Raw genomic sequence first — 20,039 nt, forward strand, 5'->3', positions numbered from 1 at the left:
CGGCGGAGGTCATGGGTTCAAGTCCCATTCGGGTCGCCATTTGCTTATTACACAGCAATGTGTTATAATATTTTCAACTTGTTAAGATGCCTCGGTAGCTCAGTCGGTAGAGCAGGGGACTGAAAATCCCCGTGTCAGTGGTTCGATTCCGCTCTGAGGCACCATTTTTCAAGCTGGTGTAGCTCAATTGGTAGAGCAGCTGACTTGTAATCAGCAGGTTGGGGGTTCAATTCCTCTCGCCAGCTCCACTTTGCTTATGCGGGTGTAGCTCAATGGTAGAGCTCCAGCCTTCCAAGCTGATCACGTGGGTTCGATTCCCATCACCCGCTCCATTAATTGTTCCAGATACTGCCGGGGTGGCGGAACTGGCAGACGCAACGGACTTAAAATCCGTCGGTTGGAAACAACCGTACCGGTTCGATTCCGGTCCTCGGCACCAACTATTGCCTTGTGAAATTTCATCATGCGGTCGTGGCGGAATGGCAGACGCGCTAGCTTCAGGCGCTAGTGATGGCAACATCATGGAGGTTCAAGTCCTCTCGACCGCACCATTCAAATTTTCCTCATTTTTACAAGGTCTTCACAACTTCATTATGCGGTCGTGGCGGAATTGGCAGACGCGCTACTTTGAGGGGGTAGTGTTCACAAGACGTATGGGTTCAAGTCCCATCGACCGCACCATTTGCTTAAAACGGCACTTGGTGCTGTTTTCATAAAAATTACATATCATGCGGTTATGGCGGAATTGGCAGACGCGCTAGCTTCAGGCGCTAGTGGTGGCAACACCTTGGAGGTTCAAGTCCTCTTGACCGCACCATTTACGCGGTCGTGGCGGAATTGGCAGACGCGCTACTTTGAGGGGGTAGTGTTCACAAGACGTATGGGTTCAAGTCCCATCGACCGCACCATTTGAAATATAAGCTCAGATTTTTATCTGGGCTTTTTCTGTATCTGGATACCAGTTTCAAGAAGGGGATGCTGTCATGGAAAGATGGGGATGGAGACAGCGGGGCGTGCCGCTGCTGCTTGGTCTGCTGCTGGGAACGGGCAGCATGCCGGGGCTTTTCGCTGTCACGGCTTTGGCGGCGCCTGCGGCGGCGGGGACGACAGCCTCGCAGCAGGTGGTGACTCCTGTTTCAGCGGCTACGTCCGTGGACGCGGTGCAGCGCAAGAAAGAGCAGCAGGAGGCATTATTCTTGACGGCGGCGGTGGTATCGCTGGCTTCGTATGGGGATGACCGCAGCCTGCTGGCGCGGGAATGGCTCAGAGAATCAGGCTGGTCGATTGCGAGCCATGAGACTGTCTCGCCCGTGGCAGAAGGGCGCATCCATCTCGTGCGCAAGGAGCTTGCCGAGGGGAAGCAGGCCATGATCCTGTCGTTCCCGGGAACGGAACGCAAGAAGGATGTCGAGGTCGATCTCAAGACGCATCGTGTGCCGTTCGGTGGCACGAATCCACAGGAGTTTGCGGCTGCGGCCGCCGGCGGGATGCGGCAGGAGGATCCGCTGCCGATGGTGCATAAGGGCTTTGATGATTACACGATGACGGCGCTTTTCACGACACCGGTGGAGGCCCTGCAGGGCCAAACGGCTGGGGAAGCGCTGGCGGCAGAGCTCTTGGCCAGGCCGCAGGAAATCCTCTGCCTGACGGGTCACAGTCTCGGTGGTGCGGCGGCGACGCTGGCAGCGGCGCGTCTTTCCGACATGGGCGTGTCCAAAGAGCAGCTGCGCGTTATCACCTTCGGGGCGCCGGCCGTCGGCGATGAGGCTTTTGCGCGACGCTACGAGTCGCGCTTTGCGCTCACACGCGTGGTCATGGAGGGGGATCCCGTGGCGGCGGTGCTGCAGTCGCTTTCGGGACATTTCGTGCAGTTCGGCGAGAAGGTACGCTGGCGCCAGAACCGCAACAGCGACCGCTTTGCCCATCAGATGGTCGTGTATCTTGACGATGCATTGCGCAGTTATTACGATGAGACTCCGGAGGGGATAATTACGCCGCTGACGGCGCACGAGCCCAAGGCACTTTCCGGCGGTCTCTACGTCGTGGGGCCGGAGCTGCAGCTTGACACGCATCTGACAGACGATGCAGCGTACATGCGGCGATCTCTGACGGAATCCCTCGCCCTGCAGTATGCACCGGTGGTCTTCGCGCCGGCTTCGCAGCAGGCCGCTTCGGATTTGCCGTCGCTTATGGCTGCGGCACGTCAGGCCGGCTGTCAGTCGGTGCTGCTGACGCATCTGCGCGCCGAGGGCAGCCGCACGCAGGAGGGCGTATACCGGCTGAGTCTTGTGGAGGAGCTCTACGATCTCCAGGGGCATCTCCTGACGATGCAGTCGCACAGCATGACGACGCGCGATATGACACCGCTCGAGGCAGCGAGCTGCCTGCAGTTCCTCGGACGTGAGGAACGTGATCACGCGCTTGGGATGTCATAACGAATACATAATACATAAAATATTCTTACAATTATATTGACTTTTGGCCGCCCTTCCGGTATAATAAAATCAAGCCAAAGGAAAGGCAGGGTTCACCTTTCCCGACAGCCGACGAACTTACTCAGGATGGGAGGTAATTCCGATGGGCTAGTTAACGAGTCCAAAGGGAAAAACTCAATGATCGAATCGTTCCTATCTCACGGATAACCATCAGTGGTGACGAGAAAGCCGCTGATGGTTATTTTATTTGTTTTTTTGCGGGGCGGTCATTCTTTTGAACGACAGTGAGAGGGAATTTTCACAGTTGTGTCGAATAAATGTATACAGTTAAATGTGTGTATTGGATGGAGGATTATCATGGAGAAAGCCAAGGTATATTTTACGGATTTTCGCGTGCCGGTGGGACGAAATCTCCTGCAGAAGCTCAAGACGCTCTGCGTGGCTGCGGGCATCAAGAAGATTGATATGGACGGCAAGTTCGTCGCCATCAAGATGCATTTCGGTGAGCTCGGCAATATGGCCTTCCTGCGCCCGCAGTACGCGAAGGTCATCGCGGATCTCGTCAAGGAGCAGGGCGGCCGCCCGTTCCTGACGGACTGCAATACGCTCTATCCTGGCAGCCGCAAGCATGCGCTCGAGCATATGGACTGTGCGAATCTCAACGGTTTCAATCCGACGACGACGGGCTGCCAGATCATCATCGGCGACGGGCTCAAGGGCACGGATGACGTTGAGGTGCCGGTCAAGAACGGGGAGTTCGTGGAGAAGGCGAAGATCGGCCGTGCCGTCATGGATGCCGATGTCTTTATCAGCCTCGCGCATTTCAAGGGACATGAGGCGACGGGCTTCGGCGGTGCCATCAAGAACATCGGCATGGGCTGCGGCAGCCGCGCCGGCAAGATGGAGCAGCATTCGTCGGGCAAGTGCGTCGTTGACGAGGCGCTTTGCCGCGGCTGCCGCCAGTGCGCCAAGGAGTGCGGCTCGGACGCCATCCATTACGTCGACAACAAGGCCGTGATTGATCCGGAGCTCTGCAAGGGCTGCGGCCGCTGCATCGGTGCCTGCTCGTTCAGCGCCATCAGCAATGAGCAGTGGGATGCCGGCGACAAGCTCGACCGCAAGATGGCGGAGTACGCACAGGCCGTCTGCCAGGACCGTCCGTGTTTCCATGTCAACATGGTCATGGATATCTCGCCGAATTGCGACTGCCATGGCGAGAACGATGCCCCGATTCTGCCGAATATCGGCATGTTCGCTTCGTTTGACCCGGTCGCACTCGACCAGGCCTGCGCTGACGCCTGCCTGAAGGCGACGCCGCTGCCGAACAGCCAGCTCGCCGATAATCTGGCCAAGCCGGACTGGCATCATCATCACGATCACTTCCTGGACAACAACCCCAACGTGCATTGGCGTGAGACGCTGGAGCATGCGGAGAAGATCGGTCTGGGAACGAGAGAATACGAGCTCGTTACGCTCAAATAAGCTTAGGGGAAAGAGGCGTGTTTTATGGCGGAAGCATTGCCGGGACAGCCAGACAAGAAAAAGAAAACGCTCAAGCGCAGCAGCATGCCGCGGGGCTATATCGTTCGTCATATCGATGAGGCCATCGAGAAACGGTGGATCAAGGTGTATTATCAGCCAATCGTGCGGACCATCTCGCGCAGGCTCTGTGCCATGGAGGCACTGGCCCGCTGGGATGACCCGACGTATGGCTTTTTGACGCCGCCGCAGTTCATTGGTGTGCTCGAACAGCACAATCTCATCGATAAGCTCGACCGCTACATGATTGAGGCCGTCTGCCGCAATTTCGCACGGCTGCGCAAGGCCGGACGTCAGGCGGTGCCGGTATCGCTGAACTTGTCGCGCCTCGATTTCATCACCTGTGATATCTTTTCGGTGGTGGAGGATACGCTCAAACGCTATGACATGCCGCGCAGCATGCTGCATCTTGAGGTCGTCGAGAGCATTCTGACGGACCGCGTCAAGGTCATTGGCACGTCGCTCGACAAGTTCCGCGAGGCGGGCTATGAAATCTGGATGGACGATTTCGGCAGCGGCTATTCCACGCTGAATTTCCTCAAAGATCAGCGCTTCGATGTGCTCAAGATGGATATGGCGTTCCTCAAGAGCGATACGAAGCGGGCGCGCGACATCATCCTTTCGATCATCGCGATGGACAAGCGCATCGGCAACCGCACGCTGGCGGAGGGTGTGGAGACGGAGGAGCAGTTCAATTTCCTGCGGGAGAGCGGCTGCGAGAAGGTTCAGGGCTATTATCTCGGCCGGCCCATGCCGTACGACAAGAGCGTCGAGGCCTGCCTGAAGCAGGGCATCGGCATCGAGGATTGGAACTGGAAATCGTATTATGATGCGATTGCGCGCGTGGATTTCCTCACGGAGCAGCCTCTGATGCTGCTTGAGTACCATGCGCGTCAGTTCCAACTGTTGTTTGCCGACAAGAGCTGCGGTGATTTGCTCTGGCAGGGCGCGGAGGACGGCTCTGAAGAATGGGCAGAAGCGCTCAATTCCTCGCATGACCCGGAAATGCGCTATCTGCATCATGGCTTGCTGCGCCTCGCTCGGACGGGAGAATCTGAGGAATTTTCCTATGTGCAGGGCGACACGATCATCCGCATGGATGCCAGTCTCGTCGTGAAGCGCGAGCAGCGCTGCCTGTTCGAGATCCATTGCCGCAGCAAGGCAAAGATTCGTGAAGAAGAGAAACTGACGCCGGAAAAGATGATGAAGGGTATCTTCTACCTCTACGATGCCATCTTCACGCTGGACCTCAAGCATCAGCAGCTCCTGTTGCTCACGAGTCCGAGTGGCAAGCTCAACGGGCGTTCGTTTTCGCTCGAGGATAGCATGACACTTTACAAAGAGATGTATGTCTGCGAGGATGACTGGCTGCGCTATGAAGAATTTTTCCGCACGGATAACCTCGATGATCGGCTGGAAGCCGCGGAAAACGGCATTCTCTGCGGCATGTTCCGCACGAAGTGGCGCGGTCATGGTCCCGTCTGGAAGAGCCACATCATCATGCGCATCCCGCATCTCGATAGTGACGCATATCTCTGCATGATCCGCACGGCCGATGTGCAGGGCAAAGCCATCGGCTGCGAGGCCAATCGCCTGGATACACTTGCCTGAAAAGTTGCCTCGTTTGACAAAACGAGGCAATTTTTTTATACTATTAGTTAGTAAGCTAACTAATTTCTGGAGGAATGGGACATGAAACGGGAAATGCTGCCGAGCTGGGAAGAGCTCGCACGCCATAAAAAAATCATCCCCGAAATCAATCCATCGGCCGTGATTGCGATGCTCGAAATCAAGCAGGCTGGTGAGGAGGTGCAGCAGTCCGTCATGGATGTGCTGCAGCGGGAGTACCATCTGTCCGAAGGGAAGTTCTGCCTGCTCATCGTGCTGCATCAGCATCCGCAGGGCATCGCGCCCTCGCAGGTTGCGGCCAAGGTGGGCGTGGCAAAGGCGACGGTCAGCACGATGCTGCAGCGCCTCGAGCGGGAAGGCATGGTGGAGATCCTGCCGGACCCGAAGGATGCGCGCGGCAAGCTCGCGTGCCTGACGCAGAAGGGACGCGACTTCATGGATGGGCTGCTGCCCGCGCATTACCTGCGCGTCACGAAGCTCATGGAGCGCCTGACGGAGGACGAGCAGAAGGAGCTCAGCCGCTTGCTCAAGAAGATGTCGGGCTGATGCATCGCAGATGAGGGGGATTTTGGATGAATACGAGACAGAAAGCATTGCGCACCGGCGTGGTTTTCATCGCGCTGCTCATCGTGGGCGGCCTGCTGCTCATGTACAAGGGGCATGATGCCATCGCGCTGGGCATGGAGAAGAAAGAGGGCATCCTGACGGCCGAGCAGGTCAAGATGGCCTTTGATGGCGTCAGCGGCCGCCTGCAGCAGGTGACGGTGCAGGAGGGCGATACGGTGAAGGCCGGCGATGTCGTCATGCAAATTGATTCGACGGATACGGACCTTGCCATCGAGCAGCTTAAGGCGCAGATTGCCCAGCTCGATGCGCAGATCCGCTCGACGGGAGGCAAGCAGGCGCTGAGCTATATGCAGGCCGATAACGACGAGACGCAGAGTTTCCGCCAGATCGACCAGCAGCGCGCAGCTGTTGCGGCCGCACAGGCGACGCTCAAGAACAGCCGCATCGATTACAACCGCAAATCGGCTTTGCTCGACGCGGGGGCCATCGCGAAATCGCAGCTTGATGATGCAGAGATGGCGCTCAATGTGGCCGAGGCCAATGTCGAGCAGCAGCAGCAGCTCCTCGACAAGCTCCTGACGGGCGCGAAGGATACGGGTGATACGGACTCTTTAAGCCTGCCGACTATCGAGCAGCAGCGCCAGACGGCCGGCAACATGAGCAACGATATCGATGCGCTTGTGCAGCAGAAGCAGGCGCTCGCCGTGCAGCTCCAGCAGCTCCAGGTCAAGAAGGAGCGCCTGACGCTGCGGGCGCCGGAGGACGGCAAGATCCTGAAGGTGCTCTCGAAAGAGGGCGAGATGGTGACGGCGGATACGCCGGTCATCCTCTTGCAGAGCAACCGCAGCTATTATGATATCTACATCAGCGAGCAGCAGGCGCGGGGCCTCGCGGAAGGCGATACCATCACGGGCACAACGGTCGCTGGCGGCAGGCAGGTCACGGGTACCATCAAGCTTTTGACGCAGGCGCCGGGCTTTGCTGATCTCAAGCAGTCGCGCGAGAAGGGGCAGGCCGACCTTACCGCCTTCCAGGTGCGCATCTATATCGACCCGCAGGACGGTGTCGTCCCGGGCATGACCATTGGGGTGAGCGACCGTGAATTCACTAAAAGATGAAATCCGTTTTCTGTTCTCGGGACAGGGCATGCCGTACGAGAAGGTCTGCATCATGGTGGCCATGGTCGTCACGGTGCTGCTCGGCATCATGCTCAGCAGCAATTTCTCGCACGATGCGAATATCGTCGTCATCGACCTCGACAATTCGGCATACAGCCATGAGATGACGAACCGCATCAATGCGTCGGAGTACATGAAGGTCACGGCCGTACTCAATACGCCGGTCGATCCCAAGGAACTCTTTTACCGCGACCGGGCCATCGCCGTCGTGTACTTCCCGCGCAATCTCGAGAAGGACCGCTACACGGGAACGGCGACGAATATCGGCGTATTCTACGACAATACGAATACGGCACAGACGGCCGACGTCAAGCTGGCGCTCAATGAGATTGTCGGGCTCGACAATGCGGCGGCAGCCGGCGATCCGGGCAGCACGAATGATTCGGATGCCGGCACCGTGAGCCTCGCGGACCGCGTGCTCTTCAATCCGAATGGCTCGAATTACAACGTGGAGACGCAGGGGTTTCTGTTCTTCTTCGGTTCCATGTTTTTCACGTTCGCGACCATCGGCATGGTGCCGCGGCTGCGGCTCACGCATCAGCTTGACAAGATCCTTCTGGAGGGCACACCCTGGGATCTCGTGCTGCGGCTGATCCCGTACGGGGCCTGCCTCATCGTGTCGTTCGTGCTCGGCATGGGCGTGCTGCACACGCTTGGCGATATGACGTTTTCGGGCAATCTCCTGACCTTCCTGATCATCCAGTGCTTCTATGTGATGACGGTGGGCATGATGAGCCTGATTTTCGGCTGGACGGCGGCAAATCCTGGCATCGCGTCGTCGCGCATGATCCTGTTTATCCCGGGCGGCTTCATCTTCGGCGGTCCGACAGGGCCAATCTCGTTTTATCCGGACTGGGTCGTGGCCGTCTCGCATGTGTTCCCGCTGACGTGGGAATTCCATTTCGTGCGCGACATCATTGCCAGGGGCGCCGGGCTGGCGGACATCTCGCGGGAGCTCGGGGCGTTCTTCGTCTTCATGGGGATCGTCGCCGTCCTGCTCTGCTGGCGGTTCTACGGCTCGCGCAAGGCGCTGCTGAAGCGGCTGGCCGATGAGAAGAAGCTCCAGCAGTTGCAGGAGCTTGCCGCGGAGAAGAAGGGTGCACGCCCGGCAGATGTGTCAGGCGTGCCGGAAGCATGAGCAGGAAAAGGAGTGATGACGATGATCAAGCAGGAAGAGGGGCATGAGGGCCGGCCGGATACGGCCAGGCTCATCGCGGATATCCAGTCGCGGCCAAAGCAGGAGATTTCCTGCCGGCGCATCCTCGTGCCGACGGATGGTTCAGGACAGGCGTTCACGGCGGTCAATCAGGCCATCCATCTCGCGGCGGTGACGGGGGCGGAGCTGACACTCCTGATGGTCGTCGACCTCAACAAGCATGTGGCTGCTTTTGAGCAGGTCAGTCTCAGCGGCTACGTGCCATCCGAGCTCAAGATCTCAGCCTATCAGTTCCTGGCGGATATGATGCACGTGATCCCGCAGGAGATACGGGCGAGGACGCGCGTGGAGGTTGGCACGCCCGGCGAGATAATCTGTGAGGTTGCCGAGCAGGAGCACAGCGATCTCATCGTCATGGGCAGCCGGGGCTTCGGCAGCTTCCACAGCCTGCTCGTGGGCTCGGTGTCGCATTACGTACTGCAGTGCGCGCCGTGTCCCGTGCTCATCGTCAAGGGTCTGCCCGATGACTGGGACAGCGAAGACGATTATCTGACGAGACAGGAACATATCTAACCATCCTCCTCCCTGACGGGGAGGATTTTTTTGTGCGTATTTTTGTACATATTGTAAGTTTTGTCTACTCAAAGTGGAATTTTATAGTATAATGAAAGGGTATCTGTGTATTTTAACGATTGAAGGACGGGATCAGGAGATGCATACAGAGTATTGGATGGGCAACGAAGCCATTGGCATGGGGGCGCTGGCCGCCGGTGTCAATGTGGTGGCAGGCTACCCGGGGACGCCGTCGACGGAAGTGCTGGAGACGATAGCCCGGCATAATCCGGACGGGAAAGTCCACGTGGAGTGGTCGACGAATGAAAAGGCCGGCATGGAGGTCGCGGCCGGTGCAGCGTATTCCGGTGCGCGCGCGCTCGTGACGATGAAGCAGGTCGGGCTCAATGTGGCGGCTGACCCCTTGATGAGCCTTGCGTATCTTGGCGTCAAGGGTGGCATGGTCGTGCTCGTGGCCGACGATCCGGGGCCGATTTCCTCGCAGACGGAGCAGGATACGCGCCATTTCGCCGCGTTCGCGAAGCTGCCGTGCTTCGACCCCTCGAGTGTACAGGAGGCCTATGAGATGATCCAGGAGGCGTTTGCGTTCTCGGAAGAGTATCATACGCCGGTTTTCCTGCGGCCGACGACGCGCATCGACCACGGCTATGCGTCGCTGCAGGTCAAGGACCCCGAGAAATACGTGCAGCATGAGGTGGAGGGCTTCGTGCGCGATCCGGCACGCTGGGTCATCTTCCCGAAGCTCTCGTATCGCGCGCATCAGGAGATCGAGGCGCGCAATGCGGGGCTTTCCAAGACATTTTCGGCGTACGCACGCAACAAGGTGCTGCCGGCTGCGGACCAGGGCTGCCGCCGCGGCATCGCGACACATGGTGTCAGCTATCCGTATGTCGTGGAGACGCTGCAGGAGCATGGCGAAGGCGCACCGCGCGTCTTCAAGGTTTCGACGCCGTTTCCGTTTCCCGAGGAAAAGGCCGTCGAGTTCCTGCAGGGACTCGATGAGGTGCTCTGCCTCGAGGAACTCGATCCTGTCATCGAGCGCGCGCTCACGTATGTCTGCGGCAAGTATCAGCTGCCCGTGAAGATTCGCGGCAAGCTCACGGGCGATGTCCGTACGGCCGGTGAGAATACGCGCGATTCCGTCTATGACGACGTGGCATGCTTCATGGGCTGGCCGCAGTCAAAGCGGCAGGAGCTGCCGCCTGTCCCCTGCGAGGTTGTGCGTCCGCCGGTGCTCTGCGCGGGCTGTCCGCACCGGGCGTCGTTCTACGCGGTGAAGCTCGCGATGAAGGGTCAGAAGAGCGTGTTCTGTGGCGATATCGGCTGCTATACACTCGGCAATGCCATGCCGCTCGACATGGTCGATACCTGTCTCTGCATGGGCGCGGGCGTCAACATTGCCCAGGGCATCGGCGCGGTGACGCCGGGCATGAAGTGCTTTGCCTTCGTCGGCGACTCGACGTTCTTCGCTTCGGCGCTGACGGGCGTCGTCAACGGCATCTACAATCAGGCAGACATGACGCTCGTCGTGCTCGACAATTCGACGACGGCGATGACGGGCCATCAGCCGCACCCTGGTACCGGCCATACGATGATGGGCCAGATCGTCGACAAGGTATCGATTGAAGACAGCCTGCGCGGCGTCGGCGTGCAGACGGTGCGCACGGTTGACCCGCTGGACCTTGAGAAGGCCGTGGCCGTCGTCCGCGAGGTGGCGGCTGAGCCGGGGCTCAAGGCCATCATTTTCCGCTCGCCGTGCATTGCGCTCGTCAAGCCTTTGGGACTTGCCGAAATCCTGCAAGACAAGTGCCGGACGTGCAAGAAGTGCATCCGCGAGATCGGCTGCCCCGGCATTGTCATCGAGGATGGCCGCGTGACGATTGATGCCTCGCAGTGTACGGGCTGCGGCATCTGCCGCGAGATCTGCCCGTTCGATGCGATTGCCGTGAAGAACTTTGCAGCGGCAGATAAAAAGGAAGGGGGCAGAGCATGATGCAGAAGAATATCTTGTTGACGGGCGTGGGCGGCCAGGGCACGGTGCTCGCGTCGAAGCTCATCGCCGCGGCGGCCATGAAGAAGGGGCTGCCGGTCATGAGCGCCGAAACCATCGGCATGGCCCAAAAGGGCGGCTCGGTTTTCAGCCATCTGCGCATCGGCGAGGGCGTCATGAGCCCGATGATCCGCCGCGGCACGGCAGACCTCCTGCTGGCCTTTGAGCCTGCGGAGGCCGTGCGCATGCTGCCGTATCTGAAGGACGGCGGCACGGTGGTGGTCAATTCCCATCCCGTTATGCCCGTGACGGCGGCGCTCAAGGGGACGGATTACACCGGCAGGGAAATGATCGAGTATCTGCAAAAGGCGGTCCCGGACCTTCTCGTCATCGATGGCTGGCAGGCCGTGCAGGAGCTCGGGAATCCGAAGGTCCTAAATGTCGTCATGCTCGGCGCGGCTCTCAAGAGCGGCGCGCTGGATTTCCTGACGGAAGAGGAGCTTTTGGGGGCCATCCGCGACAAGGTCAAGCCGCGCTTTGTCGCGCTCAATGAGCGTGCGCTGGCCTATTATGCCGAAGGGGACAAGCAGTAAGAGAGGTAGTCTTTATGGAGATCACAAACGAACAACTGGAACTCGTCAACAGCCGCATCAAGGCGCTGCGCAGGGCCGACAGCTTCTACGGCAGGCGCCTCGAGGAATACGGCATCGATCATGTGGACAGCGCGGAGGACTTCAGGAAGCTGCCGTTCTCGGAGAAAAAGGATCTGCGCGACGCGTATCCGCTCGGCCTCATGTCCGTGCCGGAGGAGGAGATCGTGCGCATTCATTCGTCGTCCGGTACGACGGGCAAGCCGGTCATCGTGCCCTATACGAAAAAGGATGTCGAGGACTGGGCGCTGCTCTTTTCGCGCTGCTATGAGATGGCCGGTGTGACGAAGCTGGACCGCGTGCAGATCACGCCGGGCTACGGGCTCTGGACGGCCGGCATCGGCTTCCAGGCGGGCTGCGAGAAGCTCGGGGCTATGGCCGTGCCAATGGGGCCGGGCAATACGGAAAAGCAGTTGCAGATGATGATGGATATGAAGAGCACGGTGCTCTGTGCGACGTCGTCGTACGCGCTGCTGCTCGCCGAGGAAATCGAGAAGCGCGGCATCGAGGACAAGATCCATCTGCGCAAGGGCATCATCGGCTCGGAGCGCTGGAGCGAAAAGATGAGAAAGTCCATCTGCGAGAAGCTCGGCATCGAGGCCTACGATATCTACGGGCTGACGGAAATTTACGGCCCGGGCATCGGCATCAGCTGCGATGCGCATGACGGCATCCATTACTGGGATGATTACGTCTACATCGAGATCATCGACCCGCAGACGGGAGAGACGCTGCCGGACGGCGAGTGGGGCGAGATCGTCATCACGACGCTGCGCAAGGAGGGTGCACCGCTCATCCGCTTCCGCACGCATGACCTTTCGCGCATCCTGCCGGGCGACTGCCCGTGCGGCAGCAAATTCCCGCGCCTCGATACAATCCAGGGACGCACGGATGATATGGTCAAGATCAAGGGTGTCAATCTCTTCCCTGCACAGATCGAGGAAATCCTTCGGACCTTCCCCGAGGTTTCGAGCGAGTATCAGATCCATATCTCGCATCTCGACGGCAAGGACACAATGCGCCTTTATGTCGAGACGAACGGCAGCGTGGACTTCCTCGACCTCGCGAAACGCATCGCCGAGCGCGTCAAGAGCCGCATCGGCTTCACGCCGCTCGTCAAGGTCGTGGAAATCGGCGTGCTGCCGCGCTCGGAGAAGAAGACGAAGCGCGTAATCGATACGCGTTATGAATGAGAATGCGATGGAGAGGATTATCACGATCTGGCCGGACTTTGCCGCTGACTTTGCCTGCAAGGCCGGCGGCTGCCGCCATACCTGCTGCCGCGGCTGGGAAATCGATGTTGACAGCGATACGGCGCAGTGGTATCGCTCGCTTGACGGCCCCCTGGGCGATGAACTGAGGCGGAAGATCCGATGTGATGACGGGACGTATTCGTTCCGGCTCACGGCGGATGAGCGCTGCCCGTTCCTGAGGTCAGACGGGCTTTGCCGTCTCGTGCTCGGCCTCGGCGAGGAGAATCTCTGTGAGATCTGCACGATGCATCCGCGCTTTTTCGCGCTCTGCGGCGGGATAGAGCTCGCCGGCTTCGGACTGGCCTGCGAGAAGTCCACGGAGCTGCTGCTTGCGGCAAAGGAACTGCGCTTTCACGCGGAAGGGGAGTGTCAGTCCTTTACTTTCCCAGCCCTGCTGATGTTCCTGGGCTATCCGGTGCCGGATGCCTGGCTGCGTCCGCCTGCACGGCTGACCAGGGGGCGGATGTCGTTCCTGCTCGAACAGATGGAGGCGACAGAGCCCATCGATGCTGTCTGGACGCGGCAGCTCGCTGCCTTGCGGGCGGCTGGTGATGCCTTGCTTTTATCGTATGCGCAGCTTTATGCGGCGCTGGGAGAGGCTGTGGCAAGGCGCCTGACCTCGTATATCCTCTACCGCCAGCTCGACAAGGTGTCCCGGTATGGCATCGGGGCACTTGCTGCTTATGCGCGCGGCAATGCGGCCTTCATCTATCTCCTGGCCGCTTCGCTGCAGGATTTCCCGGAGGCCGTGCGCCGCTGGTCGGAGCAGATTGAATACGATGAAGAAAATACCGTACACCTCATCGAGGCGTGCGGCAGAGAGTTCTCGTCATTCCTGACTGGGAATGGCTGATAATTTTTCGAGGATGAATTTCATGACGAGCCGCTGGTCCTTTGAGGACTGGCGGTTCTTTTTTGTCAGGAGTGCGCCCGTGAGCTTGAGCCCTTCGGTAAAGGGAATCGTGACGAGCCCCGGCATTTCGGCTAAGGAACGTTCAAAGAGGATGGCGGGCAGCACGTGATGGCGCATCAGGCTGTAGAGCGTGGAGAGATGCGGCGAGAAATAGCGCACGTTTGGTGTAAGCCCGCGCTGATGCATGGTGCGCAGGACGACGCGCGTCACGTAAAATCCTTCGGAGAGCATCGCGACAGGCATGCCGGCGGCTTCTTCGAGTGTCATGCTCGTGCGGCCCGCAAGCGGATGATCTTCCCAGACGACAAAGCAGATGGGACGCGAGGCAAGCCGGCGGTAGTGGACGTCCGGCAGGCTGCTGTCGTCGGAGTTGATGACGGCCAGGTCGACTTTTTCATCGCGCACGAGGCGGGCGGCTTCGAGGCCGTATGGCTCTGTGATGTCGAGCTGGATCTCGGGGTGCTGCTGCTGGAACTCGCTGAGCAGGTAAGGCAGGAGATAGGAGGCCTGCTGCTGCGGGATGGCGATGCGGACCTTGTTGTGGCGCATCGCCATATCGCGAATCTCGCCCTCCACCTGATCGACCTGCTGCAGCAGCCGCGCGAGTTTCTGCGCGAGCTGTTGGCCGGCCTGGCTGATCACGATCGTGCGCCCGGCGCGCAGGAAAAGGTTGAGCCCCGTTTCGTCCTCGAGGGCCTGCATGGACTGGCTCAGCGTGGACTGAGCGATGTGAAGTTCGGTGGCCGCATGGGTGATGTTCTGGCAGCGGCAGACGGCCAGGAAGTAACGCATTTGCAAAAGAGTCATGGCAATCCTCCATTCCAAGCTTATTGTAGCGCTGCATCCTGCCTGAATCAATCGGTTTTTCCGATATATCAATCAGATTTATCCGTTTTTCAAGCGGGCGCGGCTGTGCGATAATAAAGGTGTCAAAAGGAACGGCGCCGAGATGGTTCATAGAGACAGAAAGAATGGAGTGTGATTGTCATGATGACGAAGAAACTGCTGACCTGCATGGTTATTGCTGCCATTTGGATCATGGTTGTTCTCATGAATATTGCGGCTGCCGATGCCCGCGTGGGCAAGGCAGGCCTGACCACGCCGATGGACCGGTATGCCGTAGAGATGGGCACGACGAGCTATGTGAGTCTGCACAGCCCGGATTACCCCGATATCGTTCTCGAGCAGGACGGTACGGACCGATGAAAATCAAGAAAATCGTGAAAATCAGGAAGCTGTCGCTCGGGCGATGGCTTTTTTTATTTGCCCTCTTTCATGAGCTGCTTGTACTTGCGCGGCGAGGTTTCCTTGTAGCGGCGGAAGAGCCGGATGAAATAACTGACATCGTTGAAGCCGCAGGAGAAGGCGATTTCCGTGATGGAATCGTTCGTGTGGGTGAGCTTGAGACAGGCCATCTCGATGCGGTAGCGGTTGAGGTAGTCGATGGGGCTGTGATGCGTGATTTTCTGGAAGAAGCGGCAGAAGTAATTGGGCGAGAGGTTGGCCGCCTGTGCGAGGTCGGTGAGTGTCAGCGGCTGCTGGTACTGGGAATCGATGAGCTGGAAGGTCTGCTTGAGCTGCGTGATGCGCTTGCGGCGGTGCTCCCGCAGGGGGAGGGATGCGGCTTCGTGGTAAAGGCCCTGCTGGAAGATGAAGCCGAGGAAGGTGTAGAGCAGCCCCGTGACGACGAGCTCGTAGCCCGTGTGCTCCTCTTTCATGCTGCGGAAGAGGTGCTGTATGAGCCGCGGAATGTCAGGCGTGGAGGCCGGCAGATATTTGTTGATGAGCGTGACGTGCTTGAGGACATCCTCAATCCGATCCTGGAACGTATGGCTGCCGGCCAGCATCTTCTTCATGTCGAAGACGATGCAGTCGTAAATCGTGTCCGTGGTTTCGGGATGACCGCCGTGCACGACGCCGTCGCGGATGAAGATGATGTCACCGGCTTTTGCGTGGACCTGAGATTCATTGAGCGTGAGCGTCACGGATCCCCTGACGACGAGATCGATCTCGTATTCCATATGCCAGTGATACGGCATGTAGAAACGCGGGTGATGGCAGTCGACGTGGTGGCATTCAATGGGAAAATCGAAGCGGCCGCGCTGACGAAATTCGTTATATCCATCGTGCTTCATATGGAAAACACCCTTTCGAAGTAAAAGATAATATTGTCTTATAAAATGTAATAATCTTGCTGTTTTGCTGAAAATGAGGTTGAATATTTTTGTTTGTAGTCAATTTTAATTTTTGCTAAAATTGTTCTCAGAATATATAAAATATACAATAAGATAATATAGTACTATTTTACCATAAGATACACCGAGAAAGAAGCCTGTTTTCAATGGTATACTGAACGCGTAATCAAGGTTAAGCAATCTTCAGACAATAGATTAGGAGGAAACAGGCATGGCAAAGAGCAGATTGATTGGTGATTATCCGGTAATTGGCATCCGTCCGACGATCGATGGACGCCGCGGCGTTCTCGATGTGCGCGGTTCGCTGGAGGAGCAGACCATGGGCATGGCCCAGGCTGCCAAGAAGCTTTTTGAGGATAATCTCTGCTATACGAACGGCGAGCCCGTGAAGGTCATCATCGCCAATACGACGATTGGCCGCGTGGCGGAGGCCGCTGCCTGTGCCGATCAGTTCAAGAAGGCCGGCGTCGATATCACGCTGACGGTTACGCCGTGCTGGTGCTACGGTTCCGAGACGATGGACATGGATCCGATGACCATTAAGGGTGTCTGGGGCTTCAACGGCACGGAGCGCCCGGGTGCCGTCTACCTGGCTTCGGTGCTCGCGAGCCATGCACAGAAGGGCCTGCCGGCCTTCGGCATCTACGGTCACGATGTGCAGGAGGCCGATGCGACGGAGATCCCCGAGGACGTCAAGGTCAAGCTGCTCCGCTTCGGCCGGGCGGCCGTGGCAGCAGCGACGATGCGCGGCAAATCGTATCTGCAGATTGGCTCCATCACGATGGGCATCGGCGGCTCCATCATCAATCCGGATTTCTTTGAGGAATATCTCGGCATGCGCATCGAGTCGGTCGATGAGGTCGAGATCATCCGCCGCATGACGGAAGGCATCTACGATCAGAAGGAATATGAGAAGGCACTGGCCTGGACGAAAGAACACTGCAAGGAAGGCTTTGACAAGAATCCGGACTTTGCACGCAAGACGGACGAACAGAAAAAAGAGGCCTGGGAATTTGTCGTCAAGATGATGTGCATCATGAAGGACCTCTACAATGGCAATCCGAATCTGCCGAAAGGCTGCGAGGAGGAAGCGGTCGGACACAATGCGATTGCCGGCGGTTTCCAGGGACAGCGCCAGTGGACGGATTTCTACCCGAATGGCGATTTCGCCGAAGCGCTCATGAACTCGTCGTTTGACTGGGATGGCGCACGTGAGAGCTATATCCTCGCGACGGAGAACGATACGCTCAACGGCGTGGCCATGCTCTTCAACAAGCTCCTGACGAATCGTGCGCAGATCTTCGCCGATGTTCGCACGTACTGGAGCCCGGAGGCCGTCAAGAAGGCGACGGGCTACGAGCTCGAGGGCAAGGCCAAGGAAGGCAAGGGCTTCCTGCATCTCATCAATTCGGGTGCAGCCTGCCTCGATGCCTGCGGCGAAGTCAAGGACAGCGAAGGCAATTCCGTCATCAAGCCGTTCTGGGAGATGACGGAGAGCGACCAAACAGCCTGCCTCGATGCCACGCAGTGGTGCCCGGCCGACAATGGTTACTTCCGTGGCGGCGGCTTCTCGTCCCGCTATCTGACGCGCGGCGAGATGCCAGCCACGATGGTCCGCGTCAATATCGTCAAGGGCGTCGGCCCTGTCCTGCAGCTCGTTGAGGGCTACACGGTCAATCTGCCGGATGAAGTTTCCGACAAGCTCTGGAAGCGCACGGATTACACCTGGCCCTGCACGTGGTTCACGCCGCGCCTCACGGGCGAAGGTGCCTTCAAGTCGGCTTACGATGTCATGAACAACTGGGGCGCCAATCACGGTGCCATCACGTACGGGCATATCGGTGCGGATCTCATCACGCTCTGCTCGATCCTGCGCATCCCGGTCTGCATGCACAATGTGCCGGAGGCGGATATCTTCCGTCCGGCGGCCTGGAATGCCTTCGGCATGGATAAAGAGGGACAGGATTACCGTGCCTGCCAGGCATATGGCCCGATGTATAAATAAAAAGCGCTTCATGAGCGCTGAGTTGGAGGAGATAGGATGACCGAAGAAAAACGCGTGCTCGCTTTTGACTTCGGTGCCTCCAGTGGCAGGGCGGTCGTCGGCACGTTCGACGGCCGCACCATCCACATGGAGGAGGTACACCGTTTTGCCAACGATCCCGTCATGGTCCGCGGTACGATGTATTGGGATGTCCTGCGCTTGTTCCACGAGATCAAGCAGGGCATGACCAAGGCGCATCTGGCCGGGCCGTTTGCCAGTGTCGGCATCGATACCTGGGGCGTTGACTTTGGCCTGCTGGATGAGCGCGGGAATTTGCTGGAGAATCCCGTTCACTACCGGGATGCGCGCACGGCCGGCATGGTTGAAGCAGCCTTTCGCCATATTTCACGGCAGGAGCTTTACGGTATCACCGGCAACCAGATCATGCCGATCAATACGCTCTTTCAGCTGCTTTCACTCAAGGAGCAGCGGCCGGAGGTGCTCGCACGGGCAAAGAAACTGCTGTTCATGCCGGATCTCCTGAATTATTTCCTGTCAGGAGCATGCAAGGCAGAATACTCCATCGCATCGACGAGCCAGATGCTCGACGCCAGGAAGAAATGCTGGTCCCGGCGCGTCCTTGCTGCCCTGTCCCTGCCGGAGGGCATCCTGCCGGAGCTCATTCCGACGGGGACGTGCATCGGGAAGATCGATGCAGCGCTTTGCGAGGAGCTCGGCCTGGCGCCGGCTTCGGTGATAGCTGTGGCGGGACACGACACGCAGAGTGCCATGGCGGCCGTGCCGACGGATGAACAGGATTTCCTGTTCCTTTCGTGCGGGACCTGGTCGCTGCTCGGCACAGAACTTCCCGAGCCCGTCATCAACGAGGCTTCGGAACAGGCGAATATCACGAATGAGGGCGGCTATGGCGGCAAGGCATCCTTCCTCAAGAACATCATCGGCCTCTGGCTGATCCAGGAATGCCGCCGCCAGTGGCTGCGGGAAGGCAGGGAATATTCCTTCGGCGAGCTCGAGCAGCTGGCAAAAGCGGCTGAACCGTTCCGTTCCTTCATTCATCCCGATGCGCCGGAGTTCGTGCCGAGTGGCAACATGCCGGAGAGGATCCGCGACTACTGCCGGAGAACCGGGCAGCCTGTGCCCGATTCCGTCGGTGCTGTCGTCCGCTGCATCGATGAGAGCCTGGCCATGCGTTACCATCAGGCCGCGCTGGAACTTGAAACCTGCCTCGGCCGCACGTATCCGCGCCTGCACATGATCGGCGGCGGCATCCAGAGCCGGCTGCTCTGCCAGATGACGGCGGATGCCTGCGCAAAAACCGTGCTGGCCGGGCCCGTTGAGGCCACGGTACTCGGCAACATCGCCCTGCAGCTGCTTTCGACAGGCGCTATCGGCAGCCTGCGCGAAGCGCGGCAGATCATCAAGGCTTCGGAGGACATCCGGACGTATGAGCCGCAGCAGACGGAGCGCTGGCAGCAGGAATATCACAGATGGGAGGAGATTACATCATGCTGAAGGGCATTCCCCATATTTTATCGCCGGAATTACTCAAGGTGCTCTGCGAGATGGGGCACAGCGACCGCATCGTCATCGGCGACGGCAATTTCCCGGCCGAATCGGTGGGCAAAAACTGCAAGGTCGTGCGCTGCGACGGACACGGCGTGCCGGAACTCCTGGACGCCATCCTGCAGGTCATGCCGCTCGATGCTTACGTCGAGAAACCGGTCAGCCTCATGGAGGTCATGAAAGGCGATCCCGTCAAGACACCGATCTGGGATACGTACAAGGATATCGTTTCACATCACGATGCACGCGGCAAGGATGCCGTGGGCACGATTGAACGCTTCGCATTCTATAAAGAAGCCAGCACGGCGTATGCCATCGTGACGACGGGCGAGAGTGCCGTCTATGCGAATGTCATGCTGCAAAAAGGCGTCGTGCAGGATTGAGGAGGAAATT

17 protein-coding genes and 8 tRNA genes are annotated in these 20,039 nt (G+C 58.6%); 23 read left to right on the plus strand and 2 right to left on the minus strand.

The window, feature by feature from the left end; translation table 11 throughout:
* Nucleotides 1-88: 88 nt before the first annotated feature.
* The 19 genes from DWZ54_RS00025 to fliB all read left to right on the plus strand — a co-directional run bounded on the left by DWZ54_RS00025 (nucleotide 89) and on the right by fliB (nucleotide 13,823).
* A tRNA-Phe gene (locus DWZ54_RS00025) sits at nucleotides 89-164 on the plus strand.
* A gap of 8 nt (nucleotides 165-172) precedes the next feature.
* Nucleotides 173-248: transfer RNA gene (locus DWZ54_RS00030), tRNA-Thr, on the plus strand.
* A gap of 10 nt (nucleotides 249-258) precedes the next feature.
* Nucleotides 259-332 (plus strand) — tRNA-Gly (locus tag DWZ54_RS00035).
* An 18-nt stretch (nucleotides 333-350) separates the two neighbouring features.
* Nucleotides 351-439 (plus strand) — tRNA-Leu (locus tag DWZ54_RS00040).
* A 26-nt stretch (nucleotides 440-465) separates the two neighbouring features.
* Nucleotides 466-551: transfer RNA gene (locus tag DWZ54_RS00045), tRNA-Leu, on the plus strand.
* Nucleotides 552-595: 44 nt separating this feature from the next.
* Nucleotides 596-681: transfer RNA gene (locus tag DWZ54_RS00050), tRNA-Leu, on the plus strand.
* A 49-nt stretch (nucleotides 682-730) separates the two neighbouring features.
* Nucleotides 731-817, plus strand: a tRNA-Leu gene (locus tag DWZ54_RS00055).
* A 5-nt stretch (nucleotides 818-822) separates the two neighbouring features.
* Nucleotides 823-908: transfer RNA gene (locus DWZ54_RS00060), tRNA-Leu, on the plus strand.
* A gap of 75 nt (nucleotides 909-983) precedes the next feature.
* Nucleotides 984-2,435 (plus strand): lipase family protein, encoded by a 1,452-nt coding sequence (locus DWZ54_RS00065; protein ID WP_147369872.1) that lies wholly within the window; start codon nucleotides 984-986, stop codon nucleotides 2,433-2,435.
* 357 nt (nucleotides 2,436-2,792) lie between these two features.
* Nucleotides 2,793-3,917: a DUF362 domain-containing protein gene (locus DWZ54_RS00070; protein WP_199663137.1), complete on the plus strand. Its 1,125-nt coding sequence runs from the start codon at nucleotides 2,793-2,795 to the stop codon at nucleotides 3,915-3,917.
* A 24-nt stretch (nucleotides 3,918-3,941) separates the two neighbouring features.
* Nucleotides 3,942-5,585 (plus strand): EAL domain-containing protein, encoded by a 1,644-nt coding sequence (locus tag DWZ54_RS00075; RefSeq protein ID WP_118474011.1) that lies wholly within the window; start codon nucleotides 3,942-3,944, stop codon nucleotides 5,583-5,585.
* Nucleotides 5,586-5,666: 81 nt separating this feature from the next.
* Nucleotides 5,667-6,149: a MarR family winged helix-turn-helix transcriptional regulator gene (locus DWZ54_RS00080; protein WP_118474012.1), complete on the plus strand. Its 483-nt coding sequence runs from the start codon at nucleotides 5,667-5,669 to the stop codon at nucleotides 6,147-6,149.
* 26 nt (nucleotides 6,150-6,175) lie between these two features.
* Nucleotides 6,176-7,288: an HlyD family secretion protein gene (locus DWZ54_RS00085; RefSeq protein WP_118474013.1), complete on the plus strand. Its 1,113-nt coding sequence runs from the start codon at nucleotides 6,176-6,178 to the stop codon at nucleotides 7,286-7,288.
* Complete coding sequence (locus DWZ54_RS00090) at nucleotides 7,269-8,486, plus strand: ABC transporter permease (protein WP_118474014.1); 1,218 nt, start codon at nucleotides 7,269-7,271, stop codon at nucleotides 8,484-8,486. Before DWZ54_RS00085 ends, DWZ54_RS00090 begins: the two co-directional genes overlap by 20 nt.
* Nucleotides 8,487-8,507: 21 nt before the next feature.
* Nucleotides 8,508-9,077 (plus strand): universal stress protein, encoded by a 570-nt coding sequence (locus DWZ54_RS00095; RefSeq protein ID WP_118474163.1) that lies wholly within the window; start codon nucleotides 8,508-8,510, stop codon nucleotides 9,075-9,077.
* 139 nt (nucleotides 9,078-9,216) lie between these two features.
* Nucleotides 9,217-11,070: an indolepyruvate ferredoxin oxidoreductase subunit alpha gene (gene iorA / locus DWZ54_RS00100; protein ID WP_118474015.1), complete on the plus strand. Its 1,854-nt coding sequence runs from the start codon at nucleotides 9,217-9,219 to the stop codon at nucleotides 11,068-11,070.
* Nucleotides 11,067-11,660, plus strand: coding sequence for an indolepyruvate oxidoreductase subunit beta (locus DWZ54_RS00105; RefSeq protein WP_233541562.1), 594 nt, complete (start codon nucleotides 11,067-11,069; stop codon nucleotides 11,658-11,660). Before iorA ends, DWZ54_RS00105 begins: the two co-directional genes overlap by 4 nt.
* A 14-nt stretch (nucleotides 11,661-11,674) precedes the next feature.
* Nucleotides 11,675-12,910 (plus strand): phenylacetate--CoA ligase family protein, encoded by a 1,236-nt coding sequence (locus tag DWZ54_RS00110; protein ID WP_118474016.1) that lies wholly within the window; start codon nucleotides 11,675-11,677, stop codon nucleotides 12,908-12,910.
* A 7-nt stretch (nucleotides 12,911-12,917) separates the two neighbouring features.
* A complete protein-coding gene (gene fliB, locus DWZ54_RS00115) occupies nucleotides 12,918-13,823 on the plus strand; it encodes a flagellin lysine-N-methylase (RefSeq protein WP_118474165.1) in 906 nt (301 codons plus the stop codon).
* Here fliB and DWZ54_RS00120 read toward each other — a convergent pair.
* Entirely contained in the window at nucleotides 13,800-14,690 is an 891-nt protein-coding gene (locus tag DWZ54_RS00120; RefSeq protein WP_233541563.1) for a LysR family transcriptional regulator, read from the minus strand. The two genes, fliB and DWZ54_RS00120, sit on opposite strands and share 24 nt — an antisense overlap.
* Before the next feature lie 180 nt (nucleotides 14,691-14,870).
* Here DWZ54_RS00120 and DWZ54_RS00125 point away from each other — a divergent pair, with 180 nt between their 5' ends.
* Nucleotides 14,871-15,089 carry a hypothetical protein gene (locus DWZ54_RS00125; RefSeq protein ID WP_147369873.1) on the plus strand — a complete coding sequence of 73 codons (219 nt, stop codon included), beginning with the start codon at nucleotides 14,871-14,873 and terminating at the stop codon, nucleotides 15,087-15,089.
* 53 nt (nucleotides 15,090-15,142) lie between these two features.
* On the opposite strand, the gene DWZ54_RS00130 is transcribed toward DWZ54_RS00125, so the two are convergent.
* Nucleotides 15,143-16,018: an AraC family transcriptional regulator gene (locus tag DWZ54_RS00130; protein ID WP_118474019.1), complete on the minus strand. Its 876-nt coding sequence runs from the start codon at nucleotides 16,016-16,018 to the stop codon at nucleotides 15,143-15,145.
* A 271-nt stretch (nucleotides 16,019-16,289) separates the two neighbouring features.
* Between DWZ54_RS00130 and DWZ54_RS00135 the strand changes: the two genes are divergently transcribed.
* Genes DWZ54_RS00135 through DWZ54_RS00145 form a run of 3 tightly spaced genes read left to right on the plus strand, consistent with a single transcriptional unit; the run spans nucleotide 16,290 to nucleotide 20,029 of the window.
* A complete protein-coding gene (locus DWZ54_RS00135) occupies nucleotides 16,290-18,083 on the plus strand; it encodes an L-fucose isomerase (protein ID WP_118474020.1) in 1,794 nt (597 codons plus the stop codon).
* A gap of 36 nt (nucleotides 18,084-18,119) precedes the next feature.
* On the plus strand, nucleotides 18,120-19,595 hold the full coding sequence (locus DWZ54_RS00140; protein ID WP_118474021.1) for a rhamnulokinase family protein: 1,476 nt from the start codon (nucleotides 18,120-18,122) through the stop codon (nucleotides 19,593-19,595).
* Complete coding sequence (locus DWZ54_RS00145; protein WP_118474022.1) at nucleotides 19,589-20,029, plus strand: RbsD/FucU family protein; 441 nt, start codon at nucleotides 19,589-19,591, stop codon at nucleotides 20,027-20,029. Before DWZ54_RS00140 ends, DWZ54_RS00145 begins: the two co-directional genes overlap by 7 nt.
* Nucleotides 20,030-20,039 lie beyond the last annotated feature (10 nt).

It is taken from the genome of Mitsuokella sp. AF33-22, assembly GCF_003475755.1.
Lineage (GTDB): Bacteria > Bacillota > Negativicutes > Selenomonadales > Selenomonadaceae > Mitsuokella.